General features: G+C 72.5%; 17 protein-coding genes. 10 read left to right on the top strand and 7 right to left on the bottom strand.

From position 1 onward, the window contains the following. Positions 1 to 670, top strand: a 670-nt coding sequence (locus ABT288_RS36175) for a glycoside hydrolase family 75 protein (RefSeq protein WP_502972914.1), incomplete at its 5' end; no start/stop codon positions are given. Positions 671 to 691: 21 nt separating this feature from the next. Here the strand turns inward: ABT288_RS36175 and ABT288_RS36170 are convergent. The 5 genes from ABT288_RS36170 to ABT288_RS36150 form a co-directional block, all read right to left on the bottom strand. Beyond that, positions 692 to 1,102, bottom strand: coding sequence for a PTS-dependent dihydroxyacetone kinase phosphotransferase subunit DhaM (locus ABT288_RS36170; protein WP_351617171.1), 411 nt, complete (start codon positions 1,100 to 1,102; stop codon positions 692 to 694). Continuing rightward, on the bottom strand, positions 1,099 to 1,704 hold the full coding sequence (gene dhaL, locus ABT288_RS36165) for a dihydroxyacetone kinase subunit DhaL (RefSeq protein ID WP_351617168.1): 606 nt from the start codon (positions 1,702 to 1,704) through the stop codon (positions 1,099 to 1,101). The genes ABT288_RS36170 and dhaL overlap by 4 nt, the downstream gene beginning before the upstream one ends. 67 nt (positions 1,705 to 1,771) lie before the next feature. Further along, on the bottom strand, positions 1,772 to 2,764 hold the full coding sequence (dhaK, locus tag ABT288_RS36160) for a dihydroxyacetone kinase subunit DhaK (RefSeq protein WP_351617165.1): 993 nt from the start codon (positions 2,762 to 2,764) through the stop codon (positions 1,772 to 1,774). Between the two features lie 168 nt (positions 2,765 to 2,932). Beyond that, positions 2,933 to 3,238 carry a hypothetical protein gene (locus tag ABT288_RS36155; protein WP_351617162.1) on the bottom strand — a complete coding sequence of 102 codons (306 nt, stop codon included), beginning with the start codon at positions 3,236 to 3,238 and terminating at the stop codon, positions 2,933 to 2,935. A gap of 167 nt (positions 3,239 to 3,405) precedes the next feature. Continuing rightward, positions 3,406 to 7,476 (bottom strand): beta-galactosidase, encoded by a 4,071-nt coding sequence (locus ABT288_RS36150; protein WP_502972913.1) that lies wholly within the window; start codon positions 7,474 to 7,476, stop codon positions 3,406 to 3,408. 531 nt (positions 7,477 to 8,007) lie between these two features. Here ABT288_RS36150 and ABT288_RS36145 point away from each other — a divergent pair. Both ABT288_RS36145 and ABT288_RS36140 read left to right on the top strand, forming a co-directional pair. Next, positions 8,008 to 8,250 (top strand): LysE family transporter, encoded by a 243-nt coding sequence (locus ABT288_RS36145; RefSeq protein WP_351617157.1) that lies wholly within the window; start codon positions 8,008 to 8,010, stop codon positions 8,248 to 8,250. A 456-nt stretch (positions 8,251 to 8,706) separates the two neighbouring features. Next, entirely contained in the window at positions 8,707 to 9,051 is a 345-nt protein-coding gene (locus ABT288_RS36140) for a DUF3040 domain-containing protein (protein WP_351617155.1), read from the top strand. Positions 9,052 to 9,611: 560 nt separating this feature from the next. Here the strand turns inward: ABT288_RS36140 and ABT288_RS36135 are convergent. Then, the gene (locus ABT288_RS36135) at positions 9,612 to 10,175 is read right to left on the bottom strand and encodes a hemerythrin domain-containing protein (protein WP_351617152.1); all 564 of its coding nucleotides are present in this window, start codon (positions 10,173 to 10,175) and stop codon (positions 9,612 to 9,614) included. A gap of 529 nt (positions 10,176 to 10,704) precedes the next feature. Here ABT288_RS36135 and ABT288_RS36130 point away from each other — a divergent pair. The 3 genes from ABT288_RS36130 to ABT288_RS36120 all read left to right on the top strand — a co-directional run bounded on the left by ABT288_RS36130 (position 10,705) and on the right by ABT288_RS36120 (position 13,415). Next, complete coding sequence (locus ABT288_RS36130) at positions 10,705 to 11,187, top strand: STAS domain-containing protein (RefSeq protein WP_351617149.1); 483 nt, start codon at positions 10,705 to 10,707, stop codon at positions 11,185 to 11,187. Positions 11,188 to 11,308: 121 nt separating this feature from the next. Next, entirely contained in the window at positions 11,309 to 12,832 is a 1,524-nt protein-coding gene (locus ABT288_RS36125; RefSeq protein ID WP_351617146.1) for an ANTAR domain-containing protein, read from the top strand. A gap of 127 nt (positions 12,833 to 12,959) precedes the next feature. Next, positions 12,960 to 13,415, top strand: a complete 456-nt coding sequence (locus ABT288_RS36120) for an RpiB/LacA/LacB family sugar-phosphate isomerase (RefSeq protein ID WP_351617142.1) — start codon at positions 12,960 to 12,962, stop codon at positions 13,413 to 13,415. 44 nt (positions 13,416 to 13,459) lie between these two features. Here the strand turns inward: ABT288_RS36120 and ABT288_RS36115 are convergent, their stop codons facing one another. Next, positions 13,460 to 13,825, bottom strand: coding sequence for a DUF6479 family protein (locus ABT288_RS36115; RefSeq protein WP_351617139.1), 366 nt, complete (start codon positions 13,823 to 13,825; stop codon positions 13,460 to 13,462). 165 nt (positions 13,826 to 13,990) lie between these two features. On the opposite strand from ABT288_RS36115, the gene ABT288_RS36110 reads away from it, so the two are divergent. The 4 genes from ABT288_RS36110 (at position 13,991) to ABT288_RS36095 (ending at position 18,770) form a co-directional block, all read left to right on the top strand. Then, the gene (locus tag ABT288_RS36110; protein ID WP_351617136.1) at positions 13,991 to 14,362 is read left to right on the top strand and encodes a four-helix bundle copper-binding protein; all 372 of its coding nucleotides are present in this window, start codon (positions 13,991 to 13,993) and stop codon (positions 14,360 to 14,362) included. Between the two features lie 106 nt (positions 14,363 to 14,468). Beyond that, the gene (locus tag ABT288_RS36105) at positions 14,469 to 15,647 is read left to right on the top strand and encodes an acyl-CoA dehydrogenase family protein (RefSeq protein ID WP_351617133.1); all 1,179 of its coding nucleotides are present in this window, start codon (positions 14,469 to 14,471) and stop codon (positions 15,645 to 15,647) included. Positions 15,648 to 15,656: 9 nt separating this feature from the next. Further along, complete coding sequence (locus ABT288_RS36100) at positions 15,657 to 16,499, top strand: oxygenase MpaB family protein (RefSeq protein WP_351617131.1); 843 nt, start codon at positions 15,657 to 15,659, stop codon at positions 16,497 to 16,499. Positions 16,500 to 16,610: 111 nt separating this feature from the next. After that, positions 16,611 to 18,770: a serine/threonine-protein kinase gene (locus tag ABT288_RS36095; protein WP_351617128.1), complete on the top strand. Its 2,160-nt coding sequence runs from the start codon at positions 16,611 to 16,613 to the stop codon at positions 18,768 to 18,770. Positions 18,771 to 18,856 lie beyond the last annotated feature (86 nt).

Raw genomic sequence — 18,856 nt, 5'->3', positions numbered from 1 at the left:
GGCCGCGCTGCACGTCCCGGCCGTGCTGCCCGCCCCGGCCGGCCCCGGCCCGGCCCGGGAACGGCCCGTGGCCCGCAGCAGCGAGGGCGCGGTGGCCGCCACCGAGCTGCTGGCCCGGCTGGGCGCATGCCACCGGATCTCCCGCGGCCGGTACCGCACCGACGCCGGCCGGCACCCGACCGTGCCCGTCTGCGGCACCCGAGACGCCGTCTTCTGGAAGGCCGACATGGACATCGACTGCGACGGACAGCCCACCGCCCGCTGCAACCGCCGCACCGACCCGCAGTTCGACACCATGACCGCCTACGATCAGTCCGACGGCCGCCATCTGAACGCGGAGAAACTGCCCTACATCGTGGTCCCGGCCCCCAGCCGCATCTGGAACCCCCGCAAGCACGGTGTACGCGGCGGCTCGGTCGCCGCCGTCGTCTACCGGGGCCGGGTGCAGTACGCCGTGGTGGGCGACATCGGCCCGCGCGACGTCATCGGCGAGGCCTCCTACGCCACGGCCCGGGGCCTGGGCATCCGGGCCGACCCGGACGGCGGCGGGGTGCCGTCCGGGGTCACCTACATCGTCTTCAGGAACTCCCGCGTGAACCGCATCGAGGACCACCCGGCGGCCGTGGCCGCGGGAGCGCGGCTGGCCAGGCTGTTCCTGGCGAACAGGTGACCGGCCGGCCCCGTGGTCGTGTCACACCTTGCGGTAGCCGTACGCCTCCGCCGCCGCGGCCTCCACCGCGTCCAGGCCGGCCCCCGTGGCGGCGGTGACCACCGCCGCCACCGCGCCCTCGACGAACGGCGCGTCCACCAGGCGGGTGCCGTCCGGCAGTTCGTCACCCTCGGCGATCAGGGCCTTCACGGTCAGCACGGCACTGCCGAGATCGGTGAGCACCGCCACCCCGGCGCCCCGGTCCACCGAGGCCGCCGCGGCGCGGATCAGCTCGGCGCTGGTGCCCAGCCCGCCGCCCTCGATACCGCCCGCCGGGGCCACGGGCACCGCCGGAGCCCCGCCCGCCAGGCCCTTCGCCAACTCGGCGACCGAGGCGGCCACTTCCGCGCTGTGCGACACCAGCACGATCCCCACCACCTTCTCGTCGCTCACCGTCCGCCCTCCGCCGCCTCTTCCAGTCCGGCGATGAGCAGCGCCGACGAGGTCGCCCCCGGGTCCTGGTGGCCGATGCTGCGCTCGCCGAGATAGCTCGCCCGGCCCTTGCGGGCCTGCAGCGGGGTGGTGGCCACCGCGCCCTCCTCGGCGGCGGCCCGCGCGGCGGCGAAGCCGCCACCGAGCGCGTCCACGGCCGGCACCAGGGCGTCGATCATGGTCTTGTCGCCGGGTGCCGCCCCACCCAGCGCCATCACCCCGTCCACCCCCGCGCGCAGCGCCTCGGCCAGCTGCTCCTCGCTGACCTCGGCGGCGTCGCCGAGAGCCTTGCCGGTCCGGCGCAGCAGCGTGCCGTACAGCGGCCCGGACGCGCCGCCGACCGTGGAGATGAGCTGCCGCCCGGCGAGGACCAGGACCGCACCCGGGGTGTCCGGCGCCTCCTTCTCCACAGCGGCCCGTACGGCGGTGAAGCCGCGCTGCAGATTGCTGCCGTGGTCGGCGTCCCCGATGGCCGAGTCGAGGGCGGTGAGCCGCTCCGCCTCACGGTCGACGGACACGGCGGTCGCCGCCATCCAACGGCGGAAGAAGTCGGCGTCGAGCACTGGATCTCCTTGCGTGGTAGGGGTGGTGACCGGCGTGCTGCGGGTGATGGGCGCCTCGTCCGCCGTATCACATCCCCCACCGCAGCGCCGGGGTCTTCACCGGCGCCTCCCACAGCCGCAGCAGCTCCTCGTCGACCTGGCAGAGCGTCACCGAAGCGCCCGCCATGTCCAGGGAGGTGACGTAGTTGCCGACGAGCGTGCGGGCCACGGCGACGCCGCGCTCGCGCAGCACCCGCTGCACCTCGGCGTTGAAGCCGTACAGCTCCAGCAGCGGGGTGGCGCCCATGCCGTTGACCAGCACCAGTACGGGGCTGCGTGGCGGCAAGTCCTCCAGGATCACGTTCACCGCGAAGTCGGCGATCTCCCCGGACGTCATCATCGGCCGCCGCTCCCGGCCCGGCTCGCCGTGGATGCCGATGCCCAACTCCAGCTCGCCGTCGGGCAGATCGAAGGTGGGGCTGCCCTTCGCCGGGGTCGTACAGGCGCTGAGCGCGACACCGAAACTCCGCGCGTTCTCGTTCACCTGACGCCCGATGGACTCGACCCGCTCCAGCGGCTGGCCCTCGGCCGCGGCGGCGCCCGCGATCTTCTCCACGAACAGCGTCGCACCGGTGCCGCGCCGCCCGGCCGTGTACAGACTGTCCGTGACCGCCACATCGTCATTGACGAGCACCTTGGCGACCTGGATGCCCTCGTCCTCGGCCAGTTCGGCCGCCATGTCGAAGTTGAGCACGTCGCCGGTGTAGTTCTTCACCACGAACAGCACGCCGGCGCCGCTGTCCACGGCCGCCGCGGCACGCACCATCTGGTCCGGCACCGGGGAGGTGAACACCTCTCCGGGACAGGCGGCGGAGAGCATGCCCGGGCCGACGAACCCGCCGTGCAGCGGCTCGTGCCCCGACCCGCCACCGGACACCAGCGCGACCTGCCCGGCCACCGGTGCGTCCCGGCGGACGATCACCCGGTTCTCCACGTCCACGGTCAGATCGGGATACGCGGCCGCCATCCCGCGCAGCGCGTCCGCCACGACGGTCTCGGGCACGTTGAACAGCATCTTCACGGGTACCTCCTGGTGAGGCCGGCAGATGGGCCTCTGGTCAGTATTTTTGCTGGTACTGACGCTGACTCGATGCTGACTTTCGTGACAGAGCGTCAGTCATTGTCGGTGATCGGTGGCGTTGTGGTGGAAGCCCTGCTGTCGGCAGTATCGACCTTGCGGCAGCGAAGGTCACGTGCGGCGGAGCCGAGGCGTGCGATTGCGCAGAGGGAGCAGCCCTAGCGCGCGGCGTTCGGCGGTGCCCAGGACGACGAGTGCGGTGTTGTCCAGCACCTCCGCGAGCGCCCGCGGCGCACGGCTCATGTGACAGTAGTCCGCGAGCGCGGAGGACAGGCGGTGGCCGTCCACGGGCCCGGCGGAGAATGCCAGGAACGCAGCGGGGTCCGCGCCCACGGGTGTGTCGTCGGCGGCCTTATAGTCCCGGACCGGCCAGGAGTCGTAGCGGTGGGCGCGAACTCCGTCACGCCAGACCTCCAACTCCAGCCGGTCACCGTCGCCGGCTGCCCGTGCTGCGCAGATGGACCGTCAGCGGGGCTGCGGACACAGGGACCGCACGGGTGACGGCCGCCTGGTGGAGGCGGCCGCCCGTCCCGGCTGCTGGAGGTATCGGCCTTGCGGCAGCGAAGGTCCAGGAGCCCCAGACCCTAGCCGCACGTCAGCGTCGGCATCGCCCAGTCGCCGTGGTCGTTGCCGTTGCCGTCGCCGGCGTCACCGACCCTGAGGTCGACCACCTGGGCGCCGCTGACGTCGACGTCGATCGGCACCGCGGCCTGTTTGCCCCGGATCGTCGGCGTGGTCACCAGGGCCCTGCCGTCGGCGATCACGGAGAACGTCACCGTTCCCGCACCACCTGTCTCGTCGTCGACTCCGACGTCCGCCGTCAACCGCGAGCACCGTCCGGCCAGGTAGAGCTCGACGTCGCTGACCGAGTTGGTGCCCAGCCCCTTGGTGTAACCGACGCCGGCGATGCTGATCGGACGGCCGTCCCCGGCCGCCTGCTCGCCGACGCTGCTGTCGCGCTCCACCGGCCCCCACCCGTTGGTGGAGGACAGGAACGGCAGGTCGCTCACCGCGCTCTTCCCGGCCGGCGGAGCCGGCGGGATCCCGCCGACGATGCGCCCGTCACCGCCGGCGGCCTGCCGTCCGTTCTGCACGTAGTGCACCGTGGCGGTGAGTGCCGAGGCGGAGGGCAGCGTCCCGCTCGGTGGCTGGACCTTCCAGGCGAAGGTGGCCGATCCGCCGGGTCGCACGCGCTGGACCGACGTGGGGCCGGTGGCACTCACGCTCCAGCCGTCGGGCGCGGAGAGTGAGGCCGTCAGCCGCGAGGCGGGCACTCCGTCCTTCGGCACCCGCACCGTCGCCTCGGCCGCGAAGACCTGTCCCGGCTGCGCGGTGTCCGGCACGTCCAGGGCGACATCCGCCCCCGGACGCTTCGGCATCGCGTACTTCCGGTGGTCGTAGCGGGGGCTGTCGTTCTGCGCGACGCGCAGGGACGAGGCATAGCTGCCGTAGTTCGTGAGCGAGACCTTGCCGAGCCCGCCGGTGCCGCCGTCCAGGTTCCACACGGCGATGGCGATGGTGTTCCGGCCGTTCGGATTCAGGATCCCGTCGGGCACCGGGAACGTGCTCTGCGGGCCGAGGTAGTTGACGTAGTTGCCGACCTGCCAGCCGTTCACGAAGATCGTGGCACGGTACCTGCGTGACGGGTCGTCGGTGAACGTCAGCCCGAGCGAGGTGTCCTGGCCGTGCGGCAGGTCCAGGTTGACGTCGGTGCGGTACCAGGAGACCCCGGGACGGGTGTCGGCCGTCGGCAGGGACACCTGGTTCCAGTCGCCGTCAGGGTAGCCCGGCAGGGACCAGCCGGCGCGCTCGCCGTACAGGCCGCCCGTCGAGAGCGGGCCGCGCACCGGGTCCTGCAGGTCCTCACCGCCCCGTACGCCCTGCAGCCGCCAGGTGACGGAGGTCAGCGGCGCCCCGACGAGGGAGGCGCTGGTCAGGCCGCGCGCGGTCTTGTTGCCGTTGGTCGAGTCGTAGTCCTCCTCGTGGCCCATGTTCACGGTGAGCACGGAGACGACGTTGTCACCCGTGGGCTTCACCGAACCGGCCGGGAAGGTGAGGTCGGCGCTGCCTGTGGTGGAGCTGCCCAGGAAGGTGCCGTTGAGCCAGGCGGAGAACGCCTGCGCCTTGCCGCCGGAGTCCGAGACCAGGTGGATGCCGGTCTCCTTGCCGGTGGCGCGGAAGCGGCCGCGGTACCACGTGGTGCCGGTGTGGAAGCCGTAGTCGTCCGCGTAGAGCACCGGCAGCGAGTTGACGCCGGAGACGCTGTTGGTGGTCGTCCTGTCCGCCACCTGCCAGCTGGAGTCGTCGAAACCCGGGGCCGCTTCGGGGGACTCCTCGGCATGCTTCCAGTTCGTCAGCGCCGGCAGGTGTATCGGGGCGGCCACCGGTATCTTCCCGGTGAGGCTTCCCGTGTCGGTGGCCTGGGTGTCCAAGGTCCCGCCGTTCCAGGTGACGTGGTCGGCGGAGGTGAACACCTCGATGTTCTCGTCATCGGCGTTGTCGCCGGTCAGGGCCACGGTGTGGCCGCCGTCCAGGCTGGTCGCCGTCCGCAGCAGGTGGGTGCCGCGCACGAGCACCGGGCCACTGGCCGTGTCCTGGCGCCAGAAGGTCTCCGCCGTGGCCTTGTCGCCGACGAGCAGCAGCACCGGGCGGGATCCGCCGCCGCTGATGCTGATGCGGATCAGACCCTTGTGCGTGTAGTTGAGCCGCAGGTCACCGGTGGTCGCGTCCCAGGTGGTCGTGACCGCGCCACCGCGGGCGGTCACGGTGGGCTTGGAGGAGTAGCGAAGGACGGTCTCGCCGTCGCTTTCCGGGTCGCCGTAGAGCACGGCGACATCCCGGTTGCCGATGGTCGCGTTGGTCATGATCTCCGAGGTCGAGTACTGCAACCGCGCGTCCCCGAGCCGGTAGTTCGCCACGATCACGTGCGAGTCGCGTCCGTCGAGCGTGATCGCGGTGCCCGGCTGCTGCGGCACGACCGGGTAGGTCGGCTGCGAGGCAGCGGCCGTCGGCACGTCGATGGCGTCGATGGCCACGTAGTTGTCCGTGGACCCCGAGCTGTGGTTCCCGTCGACGACGATCTTCAGCGTGTGTGCTCCGGGTATCAGGCCGGTCTTCTGGAAGACCACCGCCTGGTTCTCGCCGCCGGAGTCGTCGACCGTCGCCACCTTGGTGCCGTCGAGGTAGACGTCGGCGTAGCCGTGGTTGTTCGTCTTCGAGCCGATCCAGCGGATCGCGGTGCCGTCGAAGGGGACGGTGACCGAGTCACCGGCCTTGGCGGAGAACGACTCGGTGTGCTTGTAGTCGCCGCCGGTGTAGCTCTGGTCGGCCACGTGCGACCACGAACCGGTGTACTGCAGCGCGGAGTCGGGGTCGTCCCAGGTGTAGGTGGTGTCCGCGGACGGCTGGGCGTTGAAGTCCAGCGAGATGTGCGTCCTGTCGACCGCCGTGGACGTGGAGTTCCCGTGCCGCAGGACGTGGAACTGCGTCTTGGTGTCGGGGTTCATCCGGGCGGTGTCGACGACCGCCGGGTCGTCCGGCGGCGTGGCCCTGATCGCCTCGGTCTTGGTCAGCGGGGCGACCGACTGCGTGAAGTACCCGATCAGTTTGTCCTCGTAGTACTTCGGATCGAGCCGGCGGTTCTCGCGGATGGCGGCCCCGTAGTCGTACGACGTGTAGTTCTCCGGCATGCCCAGCCAGCCCCAGTTGGTGCCGCCGTAGGTCATGTAGAAGCTCTGCGCGGTGGCACCGACGGCTATGTTCTGCTTGTAGAACACGTTGGCGAACCGGTCGTTGATCAGCTGGGCGCACTTGTCGTAGCCCGGCCCGCCCCAGGGGTCGAAGGCGCCGCCCTGGAACTCCGGCGAGTACAGCGGCCTGCCGGCCGGGTGGTCGTAGCCGATGTCGGGTACGCCGTTCCACTTCGAGGGGTTCGAGCAGTTGAAGCCCTGCGGGTAGGAGTCCGGTCCGTCGACGTCCAGGGCGCCCGTACCGGAGTTGAAGGTGCCGTTGTTGTTGCCGGTCAGCGGTACCGTGATGCCGTCGGCGCGGGCCTTGTCCTCCAGGTGCTTCATGTAGGAACGGCCGGCGGTGGAGCCGTTGTAGTACTCGTTCTCGACCTGGTAGGCGATGACCGACCCGGTGCCGTTGGTCAGCTGGTGGCGGGCGATGATCCGGTCGATCCGGGTGAGCCACTCGTCCGCGTACTTCAGGAACTGCGGGTCGTCACTGCGGTTGTGGCCGGCCTTGGTGGTCATCCAGCCGGGCAGGCCACCGCTGTCGACCTCCGCGTTGATGTACGGCGCCGGGCGCGCGATCACGTAGAGCCCGGCCTCCTGGGCCATGTCGAGCAGCTTGTCGACGTCACGCACCCCGCTGAAGTCGTACACCCCCGGCTTCGGCGAGTGGTATCCCCAGTCGAAGTACAACGAGGTGGCGTTGAACCCGGCGGCCTTCATCTTCTGGAAGATGTCGCGCCACAGGTCCGGACTCGGGAGCCGGAAGTAGTGGAACTCGCCGGACCACAGGTAGGTGCGCCTGCCGTCGACGAGGAACGAGTAGCCGTCGAAACTCACCGTGTGTGCCCGCGGACTTGCGGCAGGCGCGGCGGCGGGTGCCCGCCCGCCGCTCTCCCGCGCCGCGGCGGGCGCGGGCATGCCGGCCGCCAGGGCGATGGTCGCGGCCGTCGCGAGGACCGCTCTCCACCCCCGACGGCGACCGGGTCTCGCAACCTCTGAACCGATCCGATCACTCCGCACTGCGGCCTCCCCACCGACTGAGCAATCAGCATCAAACAGACTCAGGCAAAGTCGAACAGTAGAGCCGCACAAGGCTCAACACAATGGGGCGGGAGAACACGGCCGGGGGAGTGGTCGGGCCTCAGCGGATGCGCGAGTTGAAGCGGGCACGCAGGGGCCGGTCGGGGCAGGGGCTGTGCTGTCGGACCATCGGGCAGCCGCCGTCGGCCCTGTGCAGCCCTGGACCCCGGAGCCGGACGCGCCCGGCGATCCGGCTCCGCGGGAGCCCCTGTATCCGGTGGCCGAGACCGCAGCGGCCAGCGCGGACCAGGTCTTCTCACCACAGCACATGGCCGAGGTGCGTGCCGGCGGACACCGGAACGCACCTCGGGGCGGGCAGTGGAGAGTTCAGCGCCGGGTTGGCAGAGGCGTGGTCCCCTCAATCCGAAGATGGGCGCCTTCTACGTTGCGGTCCTCCCGCACTTCATCCCTGCCGGTGCCTCGCACCTCGGTGCGGGCGTGCTCCTGGCCTGCGTGCACATCCTCCTGGCCGTCGCCTGGGCTTGGGCGCTGATCGCCTTCGCGCGCGTGCTCCGGGACCGCCTGAATCGGCCTTCGGCCCGCCGCTTTCTCGACCGCGTCACGGGCATGGTCATCGCCACTTTCGGTATCCGGCTCGCGCTCGGACAGTGAGGCCGAATCACTCCTCGAAAGAGTCCGCGAAGAGCTTTCCCGAGGCGCCGCAGCCCACCCCGGGGCGGCGGAACACTCAGGACAACTCCCCAACGCTCCATCGCCTTCGAGGACTCGGCCACGGGTGCCGCCGCGGACTGCACTCAGCTTCGCGCACATCGGCAGGCCCGCCTGGGCAAGTTGACGACTCCGCTCAGGCCGCGCCGTTCCGGCGGGCCGGCGTGACAGGGGAACACGCCCCGCTCGCACGACCCGCCGGACACCGCCGAGTGCGCCTTGCCGGAGCTGGGTGGAGCAAGCGGCTCCAGGCGGTATCGACCTTGGACCAGCCGAGGTCGCGTGGGATGTTCGTGGTCACGGACCGCGATGTCGCGGCTCCGCATCGGCCGGGCCGTCCTGGGGAACTCGGGCGTCCGGGGACGGAAACCGCCGATCGGCGGAGGAGGTGCCGTTGCCGTGGACGACTGGGAAACATGGGAGATGCACGACTACGTACGGCTGTCGCCACGCGAACGTGTCGCGCTGCTGCAGATCGAGGCCTGCCTCAAGCAGGACCGCAGGTTTGCGCGCCGCATGGGCGACCCGCAGCGAGGCGTGTGGCTGCCGGTGGCGGTGCTGCTGCTGGGCATCGCCTCGGCGTTCGCGGCCGTCATGGGCGTCCGCACCTCGGACCCCGCACTGATGTGGTGCTCCGCGCTGCTCTGGCCCCTGACCCTCTTCCAGGCGTTCCGCCTCCTGGGCCGAGCGGTCCGCAGCCGCGCCCGATCCCGCTCCGGAAAAAGCGTGCGGCCATGGCTGTGACTCTCCGTGGCGGCAACCGGCGACCTCGTCGGCCCACGGATGCCGGAGACGGGTGATCGGAGTCGCCGGTGGACCCTGTGAAGCCTGTGATGAAGGGGCTCGTGAGGCCGATACGGCTGCGGCGCTGATCGCTGATCGGGGCCGCGGACCGAGGCCGGGTCCGGTGCCTTCTCCGCCTGCCGTGCCTTTTCCGCCTGCATGCGTTCTCGGCCTGCGGCCCGCGGCAGTGTCATTCAGCCGCGCCGCTCGGAGCCGGTGGCGGCTCCCCGGCCGCTCCTCGCGGGCAATGCCGCACCCGCTATCCCACGGACGCACGACCGCCCTTGCCGGACAGGCCCCGGCGTCCGCCCACCGTCACGACAGACAGACGCCGGGGTCTGCCCGGCCATGCCATGGGCGCCATGCCATGGGCCAAGACCCGTCGCGGTCCTCGGCTCGGTCGACCCCTGCCCGCGGGGCTCGACCACCGACTCCCTTCCCGCATCCCGGCCCCACCCCGGCCGCGACCCGGCCCCCCACTTCACCCCACCCCCACTCCACCCCACCCCTCAGCTCGTCCTTCAGCTCCGCTTGCCCCGCCCCGACAGCGCGTCGCGCATCCTGTCGACCAGGCCCGCGCCCGGGGCCAGCAGCTTGTTGGCCGGGGGAGTGTCCGGTGCCGAGGGGTGCGGACGGGTCGGAGCCATCTTCTTCGCGCGGCGCACCTTGTCGCCGAGGTCCATCAGCGCGTCCGCCGGGCAGGCGGCCTCCATCTTCGGGAAGAGGTTCTGCTCCTCGTCCATCACATGGGACCGGATCTCGCTCATCAGCTGGGCCATGAGCGTGTCGAACCGGGCGTCGTCCGCCTGCAGGCTCTCCAGGTCCTTCATGATCCGTTCGGCCTTGGCGTGATCCTCGATCTCCTTGTCGGCCAGGGCGTCCCCGCCCGTGATGTGCTTGCGCACCGCCGGGTACAGATAGGACTCCTCCGCGACCGAGTGCCGTACCAGCTCGATCGTCGCCTGGTCGGCGAGGTTCTTGCGGTCCTTGGAGCCGGGCGGCAGCGCCTCGATACGGCCGAAGATCTCCTCGACCTCACGGTGATCGGTCGTCAGCTCCTGGATGACGTTTCCGCCGTGACCCATGTCGTCACCTCCTGCGAGACATCGCGGCGGCCCATGAGCGGCCTGCCGTCGCCGCGCCGAGTGCCCCGCGCACACCGCGCTACACGGCCCACCGGCGCGGGGCCGGCGCATCACGTGGCAGGCGGCTGCCATCCGGCCCGCTCCGGACAGCGCGCGCCCTCCGCCACCGGTGGTCCGGCAACTCCTCGTTCGGCGCCCCCGCGTCCATCAGCACCGGCCGGCCCGGGGAGACCAGCGCCAGGAACTGTTCGGCCGTGGCGCACAGCCGCCGGTCGTCCGTGGCCAGGCGGGTGTCGGTGGGCGGGCCTGCGGAGTCCTTGCCGGCCGGCCGGTGCGCCGCATGTCGACCTCCTCGTGCCGACGGCGCTGGAGCGGGCCCGCCGGCCCTCACCCGCCCGGCGGTATGTCGGCCGAACCGCCCCTGGTGCGACACGCCCGGGAGAATCGTTGCGTCAGGCGGGGGGCGCGGGCACAGTGAACTTCCCGGTCAAGACGCGGCTGGCTGATCCCTGCTCACCCAGGAAGCCCGATGCCCATGGAAAAAGGTCAGCTGTCCCGTGCCCGGATCCGCCCCGGCGGCCCGGCCCCGCTGCTCCTGCACACCGTGCGTGAGGACCGGCCCGGGACCGGCGCCGTCAGCGTCCTGAAGGCGCGGGGTACCGTCGACGCCACCAATGCCGTGGAGTTCTCCGAGACGCTCGCCGAGCACATCGCCCGGGCCGACCGGGACGGGGAGCACCCGGTGCTGGACATGACCGAGGTCTACCTCGCCTGCGCGGCCGCGGTGCGGGCCGTGGACCGGGCCACCGGGGTCCTGGCCTTCTCCGGCCGCGCCCTGCCCGTCGTACAGCCCCGGCCGCATGTACGGGAGGCGCTGCGCGCCGCGGGACTGCCGGGCGTCCGGGTGCACGCCACCATGGCATCCGCCCTGAACTCGATGGAGGCCCGGAACCTGAACTCGATGGAGGCCCGGAAAGGGGCCGGCCCACGGCCCGGCGGCAGCGGTTGGTGAGCAGAGCGGCCCGTCCCGTCCGGCGCGGTGGACGGCGCGGCCGGGGGCCGGGCCCCTACCGTGCACAGTGGTCGGGAAGAGGCCGCCCGCGTTCCTCGCACCGTCTTGTCCGGGTGATGCCATGAATCCCTCTTCCGACCCGTCCGCCGCCCCGGCACCGCTCGTCATCGAGTCGTCCGTGGTCGAGGGACTGCCCGCCGAGGCGGCGCTGCTGCTGCGCATGTCCGGCAGCCTCGATCCCGCGGGCGCCCAGGCCTGGTCGGCGGAGCTGCGGGGCCACCTCGAACAGGCCGACCGCGCGGGACTGCGGCCCGTCCTGGACATGGCCCATGTGCAGCTCGGTGGCGCCGCCGTGCTGCACACGCTCAGCGAGGCGACCCGGGCGCGCAGCGGCCGCCCGGACCTGATCATCGTCCGCGCCCGGCCCGGCGTGCGCGAGGCGGTGCATCTCGCCCGCCTGGACGGGGTCCGGCTCTACGCCACCCTCGACGAGGCGATGCGGGAGCTGGCCCGGGCCGTCTCCCGGGTGGAGGAACTGCCCGCCTGGCGGTCCCAGATGGCGGATCCGCTGCGGCCCAGCTACGAGGATCTGCGCAAGGAGGTCCGTGCGCTGCGCGCCCGCGTGCGCACCGCCCCGGTCATCGGCATGGCGCAGGGCGTGCTCATGGTCCGCTACGGCCTGACCGACTCCGGCACCGCCTTCCGGGCGCTGCGCGAGGCCTCGCAGCGGTTCAATGTGCCGTTGCGCGTCCTCGTCTCCGCCGTGGTCGTGGCCCGGCCCCCGGACGGCGGGGTGTGGTTCCCGGGCCGCCGCCCCGTGCCCGTGCCGCAGCTGCGGATCCTGGCCCGCGACGGCCGCGACCCCCGCTACCGGGGGCAGATGATCGACGCCGTGCTGCACGAGGCGCTGGCCATCGGCCGGGCGCCGGCCGGTTATGTGCGGCTCGTGGACCCGGCCGTGAACGCGCTGATGCTGGAGACCCACTACGGCTGCGCGGACACGTTTCTCGACCTGCTCGTGCGCGGCCGGGACGAGGGCACGGCCGACGCGCTCGCCCGGCTGCGCGGGCACCGGGTGAGCGTGCCCGACGTGGCCGCCGACGCGCTGCTCTCGGAGGAGGCCCGGGGGGTCCTGCTGAGCGCGGGAGTGGGCGCCCTGCAGAGCGTCCCTGTTCTCTCCTCGGCCGGCGCCTGCACCGGCGTGATCACCCTGCAGTGGCCCGACGCCGGGCACCGGCCGACCGCCGCCCAGGCCGAGGCGTTGGGTCTGCTGGCCTCCGACGCGGCGGCCTGGCTGAGCTGGTACCACCGGTCGGTGCTCCTCGACGCCCTCGAACACCTCCACCGGACGGTGACCGGCTCCGCCGCGCCCGCGGAGGGCGGCGGGGGTGACCCGCATGGGAACCCGGAGCCCGTGGGCACCAGGCACCACCCGGAGGGAGTCCGGCGCATGTCCAATCCGCAGCAGCCCGAACAGCGGCGCAGCGACAAGGGGGGCGCCACCCCGCAGGACAGCGGCCAGATGAAGGCCCGGCAGGCAGCCGAGCGCGCCGCGGGCGGCCGCCCGCACGGCTCGGACAAGGGCAAGAAGGGCGGGGGCCAAGGCGGAGGTGTGCCTCCGGCACAGCAGCCCGATCATCCCTGACGGACGGATCACAGCTCGGGGCGCACTGCCGTTGGCCGGGTGCGGGTGCGGGTGAGTCGTGGCTGGTCGCGCGGTTCCCGCGCCCCTTGGGGGCGCTCACCTCGCCACAGGCGCTAGTCTCGCCGCCATGAGGATCTCCGTCTCCTCCGACATGGACGAACCCGTGGCGCGCCTCCTCCTCGACGAGCTGAGGCGGCGCGGCCACGACGTGAATCCGCACGGCGCCCTGTGCCCCGGCGCCGACGCGCAGTGGGCGGCCTGCTCGGAGGCGGCCGCCCGGGACGTGGCCGAGGGAGTCGCCGATCAGGCGGTGGTGTGCTGCTGGACCGGCACGGGCGCGTCCATCGCGGCCAACAAGGTGCCCGGCGTGCGCGCGGCGCTGTGCACGGACGCCGTCACGGCGGACGGCGCGCGCCGCTGGAACGACGCCAACGTCCTCGCGCTGAGCCTGCGCCTGACCTCCGAACCCCTGCTGAAGGAGATCCTCGACGCCTGGTTCGCCGGCGAGCCCAGCCAGGACCCCGAGGACCGGCAGAACGTGGCCCGCGTCGGCCGCCTGGACGCCGCCCGGAAGGATTCCTAGGCGGGCGTACGACGGACAGCGCGGGCCGGGGCGGCTGGAGTGGGTCAGTGGGCGCCGAGTCCGCCGCCACCGAACGAGCCGCTGGAACCCCGGCTCCAGCGCGGACGCTCCTTCGAAGCGCTCGGCTTGGAGTCCTGGTTCCTCAGGTCGTACGGGGTGAGCGGACGGCCGCCCTTGGGGATCTCGGGGACCTCCTCGTAGTCCCTGTTCTCCCGCACCTCGCGCACCGGCCCCTCCGGCGGCAGCTTGGGCTGTTCCTCCGGCCGTGGCCGGGGGGACTCTCGGTACTTGACGCGGGAGGTCATCCAGAAGCCGCCGGCGAGCAGCGCCAGGACGGCCACGGCCACGATGAACAGGAACAGGCTCATCAGGCCGCTCGCTGCGGCCAGCTGCATCGATGCGGTATTCATAGGACAGGAATACCCCTCCCAGAACCGGACGAACCGGACACTGTGTGTGACCGGTGGCGGACGGACGGCAACCCGGCTCCTGCCGACGGCTCCCGAGGCGCGTCCGGGGCGTTCTCCGGCCCCGTGGAGTGGTTTGCGGCCCCGCGCCCCGGCTACCCGCACCGTGTGACAACGCCGACTTCGCAGCAGCTCTACCAGTTCCTGGAGGACCGCTTCGCCTGTGCCCAGGCCTGCACGGAATGCGCCCGGGTCTGCGCCGTGCGCGCGAGTCTGGTCGACCCGGACGGCACCGAACGCCATGAGCGGGTGCGCAGGCTCGGCATCATGTGCGCCGAGGTGTGCGACGCCACGTGCCACGTGCTGTGCGAGGAGAGCCGGCAGGACGAGGGTGAGATCCGGGTCCGGCTGGAGTGGTGCCGCTCGGTCTGCCTGGAGTGCGCCCGCGCCTTCGACGAGCAGCCCGGCGCCGAGTCGGCGGCGGCCTCCTGCCGGATCTGCGCCGACGCCTGCTCGGAGTTCCTGCAGAGCCTCATGTGAGGCTGCCGTGGGCCCGGAATTCGCCCGGGGCGCACCATTCCTAATTTCTGAAACACGTTCTACGGTGTGCGCCGTCAGGACCGCCCTTGGGGAGCCTGGAGGCGCCGTGCATCTCGACCACACGCCCGAGCAGCAGCGACTGCGCGCGGAACTGCGCGCCTACTTCGCACAGCTGGTCCCGGACCACGCCTACGCCCGGTACGCCGACCCGGTCGCACAGAAGCGGTTCTACCGCGACACCATCCGCCGGCTCGGCACCGACGGCTGGCTCGGCGTCGGCTGGCCCGAGGAGTACGGCGGGCGCGGCATGACGGCGATGGAGCAGTTCATCTTCTTCGACGAGGCCGCCCAGGCCGGCGTACCGCTGCCCCTGATGGCGCTGAACACGGTCGGCCCGACGCTCATGCGGTACGGCACCGAGGAGCAGAAGGCGTACTTCCTGCCGCGCATCCTCTCCGGCGAGATCGACTTCGCCATCGGCTACAGCGAGCCCGACGCCGGCACCGACCTCGCCTCCCTGAAGACCAGGGCCGTACGCGACGGGGACGGGTACGTCGTCAACGGGCAGAAGATCTGGACCACCAACGGCGACACCGCGGACTGGGTGTGGCTGGCCGTGCGCACCGACCCCGCCGCCCCGCCGCACCAGGGCATCACCATGCTGTTGGTGCCGACCTCCGACCCCGGGTACTCCTGCACGGTCATCAACACGCTCGCCTCGCACGACACCACCGCGAGCTACTACGAGAACATCCGCGTCCCGGTCTCCCGGCGCGTCGGAGAGGAGAACCAGGGCTGGCGGCTGATCACCAACCAGCTCAACCACGAACGCGTCACCCTCGCCGCCCACGGCACCATGGCCATCCGCGCCCTGTGCGACGTGCAGCGCTGGGCCATGGAGACCAAGCTCGCCGACGGCCGCCGGGTGGCCGACCTGCCCTGGGTGCGCCGGCTGCTCGCCCGTACCCACACTCGGCTCGACGCGATGAAGCTGCTCAACTGGCAGATGGTCGGCGCCGTCCAGGACGGCACGCTCACCCCGCAGGACGCCTCCGCCGTCAAGGTCTACGGCTCCGAGGCCCGCCGGGACGCCTACGCCTGGCTCATGGAGATCGTCGCGGCCGCGGGACCGCTGAAGGAGGGCTCGGCGGGCGCCGTCCTGCACGGCGAGCTGGAGCGCGGCTACCGGTCGGCGGTCATCTTCACCTTCGGTGGCGGCAACAACGAGATCCAGCGCGAGATCATCTCCTGGATCGGCCTGGGGATGCCCAGGGTGCGGCGCTAGCCTGCGGGCATGGGCGACCCCGGGCTGTTCACGCCGAACTCCGTGACCTGGCAGATGCACGGCGACCCGATGATGTGGGTCGCCGGCGTCCGCGCGCTCTACCTCCAGGCCCTGCACCCGCGCGCCGTTCGTGGCGTCCTGCAGAACTCGGACTTCCGGCGGGACGCCTGGGGCCGGCTGATGCGCACCGCGAACTTCGTCGGGACGACGACGTACGGCACGACCGAGGCCGCCGAGCGGGCCGGCGCCCGGGTGCGGAAGATCCACAGCGTGCTGACGGCCACCGACCCGGAGACCGGCGAGCGGTACGGCGTCGGCGAACCCGAGCTGCTGCTCTGGGTGCACTGCGCGGAGATCGACTCCTATCTGCACGTCCTGCGCCGCTCCGGCTTCCCGCTCACCGACGCCCAGGCCGACCGGTACATAGCCGAACACCGGGTCAGTGCCCGCCTGGTGGGCCTCGACCCGGAGACCGTACCGGCGAGCCGGGCCGAACTCGCCGCGTACTTCGGGAAGGTACGGCCGGAACTGGTGGCGGGACCCGAGGCACGCGAGGTGGACGACTTCCTGCTCCGTCCGCCGACGCATCCCCTCCTCATCCCGGCGCGCGAGGTGCTGTGGCGGCGCGTGGCGCACCTGGCGTACGCCGCTCTGCCGCCGTACGCCCATGAGCTGTACGGCAGACCGGCCCCCACGCCTGCCGTCGTCACCCGCCGGCTGCGGGCCACGGGCGCGCTGCTGCGGTGCGTTCCCGCACGTGTGCGCTGGCAGTTGCCGCCCAAACACATCCTGCGGGCCATGGCGAGGCTCGGACCCCAAGCGCGTCCGGCACCGTACAAAGTCGGACGATAGACCGCCATACTGGACGAGCAGGGGGGTGTGGCGCGGATCGGGCCGACGTGGTGCGGTGCCGGGCCGGCCTCCCGGCGGCGGGGCGGACGGCGACGGGGGCGGCGGATCGCTATGGGGGAGAACAGGCTGGTTCAGGGCCGGTACCGGCTGCTCGACCTGATCGGGCGGGGCGGGATGGGCGAGGTGTGGCGGGCCCGGGACGAGTCCCTGGGCCGGCAGGTCGCGGTGAAGTGCCTCAAGCCACTCGGCCCCGACCACGATCCGTCCCTCGCCCGTGTCCTGCGCGAGCGCTTCCGTCGCGAGGCCCGGGTGGCCGCCGGGCTCTCGCACCGCGGGGTGACCGTCGTGCACGACTTCGGCGAGTCCGACGGGGTCCCGTACCTGGTCATGGAGTTCCTGGAAGGCCGCGACCTGAGCCGACTGCTGCAGGACAACAAGGGCCATCCGCTGCCGGTGCGGGACGTGGCGGACATCGCCGCGCAGGTCGCCGCCGCCCTCGCCTACACCCATCAACAGGGCGTCGTCCACCGCGACTTGAAACCGGCCAACATCGTGCGGCTGGCCGACGGCACGGTCAAGATCTGCGACTTCGGCATCGCCCGCCTCGGCCACGACATCGGCTTCACCGCCCGGCTGACCGGCACCGGGGTCGCGCTGGGCACCCCGCACTACATGTCCCCGGAACAGATCGGCGGCGACCCGGTGGACCAGCGCAGCGACCTGTACTCGCTGGGCTGCGTGCTGTACGAGATCGCCACCGGGGCGCCGCCCTTCGACCTGGAGGACGCCTGGGCGATCCTCATCGGCCACCGCGACACCCCGCCCCGGCCCCCACGCGAACGGCGCCCGGAGCTGCCCGGCCACCTCCAGCGCATCATCCTCGACCTGCTGGCCAAACGGCCCGAGGAACGGCCGTACGACGCCGGGGAGTTGGTCCGCCGGATACGGGCCGGGCACGGGGCGGTGGTCTCCGGCACGGTGGTGGAGATACCGGAGGCGAGAGGCGCGGCCCGACTGCCGTCCTGGACCCGTGGCATGACCACCGGCCACAAGGCGCTCGGCGCCGGACCGGGCGCGCTGAGCCCGGACGCGGGGGCGGCACTGTCGGTCCGATGGGACGCCGTCCGGTGGGACGCGCCCCGAAGGGGCGCGGGGAACTGCGCGACCAGCCACAACGGACCAGCAGACGCTCGACAACCCGTACGGGCGTTTCCCGCAGCGTGCACTGCGCCCACCGCCGAGCGCTCCGGCCCCGATCACCCCGAGACCCTCGCCGGCCGCCACAAGGCGGCCTTCGCCCTCGTCCGCGCCGGCCGGGTCGCCGAGGCGCTGGCCGCCTACACGGACCTCGCCGAGACCGGAGCGCGCGTTCTCGGCGCCGACCACCCCGACACCCTCGCCGCCCGCCAGGAGACGGCCTACGCGCTGGGCCGGCTGGGCCGCCACTTCGAGGCCCACCAGGTGTACGCGGAGGTGCTGGCCGCCCGGCTGCGCGTCATGGGCCCCGACCACCCCGACACCCTGCGCTGCCGCCACAACCTCGCCTGCACCCTCGGCCGGCTCGGCCGCCTGGACGACGCCTGCCGTACGGCCCTGGAGGTGGCCGCCGCCCGGGCCCGGGTGCTCGGTGCCGACCATCCCGACACCCTGGTCTCGCGCTGCGAAGTCGCCTACGCCCAGGGCCAGTCGGGCCGCTGGGAGGAGGCGCTGCGCATCTACCGCGAGGTCGCCGACGCCAGGGCGCGGGTCCTCGGCGCCGACCACCCCGACACCCTCGCCGCCCGCTACGAGACCGCCCTCAGCCTCGGCCGCCTCGGCCGCAGCGCGGACGCGCTGCGCCTGTACCGCGAGCTCGTCGTGCACCGCACCCGCGTCCAGGGCCCCACGCACCCCGAGACCCTGCGCGCCCGGCACGGCCTCGGGGTCAACCTCGGCCGCCTCGGGCGCTGGGAGGACGCCCTGACCGAGGCCCGGGAGGTCTGTCTGCTCCGCGAGCAGGTCCTCGGCCCCGCCGACCCCGACACGCTCGTCAGCCGCCGCGAGATCGCGGTCGCCCTCGGCTGGCTCGGCCGCTGGGCCGAGGCCCTCGCCGAGTACCGGTGGGTGGCCGCCACCCGCGAGGAGGTCCTCGGCCCGGACCACCCCGACACGCTCGCCGCGCGCGGCGACGAGGCCCACTGTCTGGAGCGCCTCGGGCGGGGCACCGAGGCCGGCGAGTTGTACCGCAGGCTCGCGGTGGTCCGCCGACGGCACGCGTCCGGCGGCATCTGACGGAGACCGCGTGCTGCGGCCACCTGATCGAACGGCCCGTCCGAAGCCGCCCGGCCCACGGTCGGGGCACGCCTCTGGCCGCCATG

This window comes from Streptomyces sp. NPDC001093, from assembly GCF_040298985.1.
Classification (GTDB): domain Bacteria; phylum Actinomycetota; class Actinomycetes; order Streptomycetales; family Streptomycetaceae; genus Streptomyces.
Note: the sequence above shows the minus strand (reverse complement) of the source record. Positions and strands in the feature narration are given on the sequence as shown.